Here is a 3,687-nt window from a genome sequence, read left to right as displayed (position 1 = left end):
CGACATCGGCGTCGACACCTTCACCAGCGCTGGCGCCGGCGGCATCCAGAGCACTCTCGAATCCAGTGCCAACGGTGGAAATGCCACGGCTCCAACAGTTCCCGAGTTAGGGACGGACTCCCCCGGCCCCACCACACCCGCATCGACCGACGCACTTTCCGGCGACCAGCCCCCGACCGGAACCGACAACGGCACCCCCGACACTCCCGCCGCCCCGAGCAACGACGAACCAACCACCCCCGCATCAAACGGGCGGCCCGAGTTCGCCCACTGACGGAGCAACATCTCCCCAGAACACCGCGACCGGAGATCCCGCCACCGCGAGCCCGAATGACAACGGCGCGAACGGAACTCCCTCGCCTGGCGAGTCCGCTCCTGCCAGCCCGAACAGCGACAGCGCCCCGGACACCGGGGACACCTCGCCGACGCCGAACCCGGACACCAACGGGTCACCGGATACCCCGAATACCGGCGACGCCACGCCATCCAGCCCCAACGGCAACCCCGACACCGGGGATTCCACGCCATCCAGCCCGGAAAACAGCGGGCCGACCCAAACCCCGGCGCCCGCAGATACTCCCTCGGCAGGCCCGAGCACTCCCGTCACGCCATCGCTTGTCGACGCCGCGCCGACCAACGGCACGCCGCCCAGCGGCGACACCACCCCCACAAACGCCGCTCCGCCCACCGGCGACACCACACCGCCGTCCAACCCGACGAACGGCGCGACACCCGATACGCCCACCCCAGGCGACACCACGCCGTCACCCACCAACACCCACTGGACCTGCCCGCACAGAGCCCGGCGACCGACCCTGATCCGGCGAATACCCCTCCCGCGCAACAGGCTCCGACCTCGACCACACCGAATGGCGTCACCCAGCCAGAGTCGGCCCCCACGACGACCCCGGCGACACCACAGACACCGCCTGTCACGCCCACGACACCGGCCACGCCACCCGTCACCACGACACCGGACACTCATCCGGCCACATCAACCCCGGCCGCGACCACGCCCGGTATCAGCCCCACCACAACTCCGTCGAACCCCGCGACCACCCAAACCGCGCCCGCAGACACCACCCGGCCGACTTCCCCCGACACGTCGACCGCTGCCGCCACCACCGCAACGCCGGCAACGCAAACCGGAACGCCCACGCCCGCAACCACTCCAACGACGCCGCCACCCACCACCACACCGACTTCCACACCGACACCACCGATCACCCAGAGTCCGACCGCCACCTCCGCACCGTCGTCACCCAGGCCGACCTCCAGCACCCCGACATCTCCCCAGTCCACCCCGCCGACGCCCGCGTCCCAGCCGAACACCCCCGCAACCGCACCGAACCCGCCCGGCACACCGACATCGACGCCGACCAACCAGCAGGATCTGGGCACCAGCCCCACCCCGCCAACGGCCGGACCCGCCACAACAACACCCACCTCCACGACGCCGGAGCAGACGACAACCCTCGCTACAACCCCAACGCGAGCGACCACGCCAACTCCGGTACCCACACCCACAACGGATCAGAACCCGGACCCAGGCCACAGCCCCAACGCACGCCCATTCCGCGACTCGCTACGCAACCTGCCCTCACAAGACGGCCGCACCACCACCGTCGACACCAACCGCAACCCCTCCCAAACACGCCCACCCGCCTACCAAATCCGACGCTTCCACATCGGCGGCCAATGGATCTCGGTCGCCACCATCCGCGTCTACATCCCCAACGCGCACCTCATGACCCCGGCCGAGCTGCACCAGGAGGTCGAATACGCCCAAGCCGCGATCGACGCCACCTTCAACCACAATCAAGAACTCCCGGGCGGCGACCGGCTCCTCGTCGACATCGAACTCACGACAAACCCCAACGCCGCCGACCTACGCCTGAACACCCAACAGCACCGATTCGACCTCGCCAACGACCTACGCGAGCACATGGGCCTGCCACCTGGCAAACCAGACCAGCCGCTCAGCGAAAACGACCTCCGCGCGATCAGCAACGACATCGCCCGAGCCAACACACCGGCCCGCTTCACCAACCCCTCCGACCTCCGCGCATTCGGGCCGCATGAGCTAGCTCCGGTTGAGCAAGCACAATTCCAAACCGACGTCGAAGACCATCTCCGAAACGGCAACGAATTCACGATCGGCGCTGATCCGCGCACCAATTCCTACGGTGGAGCTATCAACGACGGTGGCCCCACGGTTCGAGGACGCCGCAACAACTGCTTGGACTGTTCACTGTCTGCGCTGTCATCGTTCTACGGCCGACCGCAAGTAGCAGCCCCTCGCAACAACGACAAGAAGTCAGATGGGACCCCTGACAACGAAAGTGGTGAAGCCTCAGGGCTCGGAAGGGCTGCGCAATGGCTCGGCGAAGGGCTGCTCCACTTCGGTGGAATATCAATCGCAGAGCAGTACCAGGCAGTGCACGATCACGTCGCGGCACTCGGTCCCGGTTCATCCGCGCTGGTTGTCAACAGCTGGCACGCGCAGGACAAGTACGGCAACTTCGAATACAACGCCGACGGATCCCCGAAAATCGACGGCTCCCATGCGACAGTGATCGTCTACCCACCAGGCGCCACCGGCCCCGTGTGGTGGGATCCGCAATCGGGCATGACCTCCGACGTACCCCCGTCCTGGATGGTCGATGCATCGGTGACTCTCGACTTCACACCCATCAATCCCAATGGAGGAAACCCGCATGGCGGAACCAATTCTCACGGAGGATCAGGCCAGACAGTCGCTGGCCCGCTGGTTCGGCCCGGACCGGGACTTCATGATGATGGAGACCAGACACGGCTGGGTCGGTCGAGCGATACTGACGGACAGGGAGCTCGAGCAGGGGTTGGGACTGGGCCTGGGGAACTACGTTCTGAACAAGCAGACCGGAGTGATCACGGCGCACCGCAGCCTGCCACCGAAGATGATCGGCGAGGAGTTCGACCAAGCGATCGAGACGGGGCGCCCGATACAGGGCGGCCAGGTGTATCCCCCGCTTCACCGGATCAGCCTCCTTCAGATCTCGGAGGACCCGAACACGGTCCAGTACGAGATGCAGGTGACGGCGCTCGAGCAAACGGAGAACCCAAGCACCACCCAGCAGTTGACAATCACCAAGAACCCGTACAGCTTTCACCCGACCGACAGTCTGGCGGCATCGGCAGCGTCGTGGGCGGAGGCACGCTCCCGAGCAACGGGAACCTGGCCGACGGAGGGCAGCTTCGAGCAGTAGCCGCCTCGCCTGACGAAACTCCCATCACCACAACAACTCCCACAAACTCACCGGCGGCAGCGCCCCAGCCCGTACCGACCACCGGGTTGCCGAATACCCCCGGAGCCACGCCGCACTCGTCCGATAGCAGCGCAACCCCGCCCCCGTCTGCATCCGTCGCACCGACACCCCAGCAGTTACAGAACGCGAACCGATCGCGTAACGCCCGCGACAACCTCCGCACCCGCCTGCCGGACGGAGGCGTGCAGCCGGTCACCGATCCCAGCGGTCACCGACGTTTCACCTGGGGCCGGTACACCACCGCACTCGGCGCACCCGTCTCCGTCATGCGGATCGGTATCCACCTCACCGGTGCGGCGAACCTCGACCCCGCCGCTGTCGCCGCCATGCTGCAACGCGCCCAGTTCGCCGTCGACCTGCATTTCAACGGCGGTTTCCA

Annotated in this window: 4 protein-coding genes and 1 pseudogene; 3 read left to right on the top strand and 2 right to left on the bottom strand. The window is 66.6% G+C overall.

The features are described from left to right. Nucleotides 1-244: 244 nt before the first annotated feature. Both ACFWPJ_RS27490 and ACFWPJ_RS27485 read right to left on the bottom strand, forming a co-directional pair. Nucleotides 245-772, bottom strand: a complete 528-nt coding sequence (locus ACFWPJ_RS27490) for a hypothetical protein (RefSeq protein ID WP_378855588.1) — start codon at nt 770-772, stop codon at nt 245-247. A 209-nt stretch (nt 773-981) separates the two neighbouring features. Next, nucleotides 982-1,503: a hypothetical protein gene (locus ACFWPJ_RS27485; RefSeq protein ID WP_378855586.1), complete on the bottom strand. Its 522-nt coding sequence runs from the start codon at nt 1,501-1,503 to the stop codon at nt 982-984. A gap of 244 nt (nt 1,504-1,747) precedes the next feature. Here ACFWPJ_RS27485 and ACFWPJ_RS27480 point away from each other — a divergent pair. The 3 genes and pseudogenes from ACFWPJ_RS27480 to ACFWPJ_RS27470 all read left to right on the top strand — a co-directional run. Beyond that, nucleotides 1,748-2,620 (top strand): annotated as a pseudogene (locus ACFWPJ_RS27480) (toxin glutamine deamidase domain-containing protein); the annotation flags it as partial. 97 nt (nt 2,621-2,717) lie between these two features. After that, nucleotides 2,718-3,248: a hypothetical protein gene (locus tag ACFWPJ_RS27475; protein WP_378855592.1), complete on the top strand. Its 531-nt coding sequence runs from the start codon at nt 2,718-2,720 to the stop codon at nt 3,246-3,248. 242 nt (nt 3,249-3,490) lie between these two features. Beyond that, the coding region (locus ACFWPJ_RS27470) for a hypothetical protein (protein WP_378855590.1) at nt 3,491-3,687 on the top strand (197 nt) is incomplete at its 3' end.

The sequence above is a fragment of the Nocardia sp. NPDC058497 genome, assembly GCF_042720195.1.
Taxonomy (GTDB): domain Bacteria; phylum Actinomycetota; class Actinomycetes; order Mycobacteriales; family Mycobacteriaceae; genus Nocardia.
The sequence above is the reverse complement of the archived record's forward strand: the minus strand, read 5'-3'. Positions and strand labels throughout refer to the sequence as shown.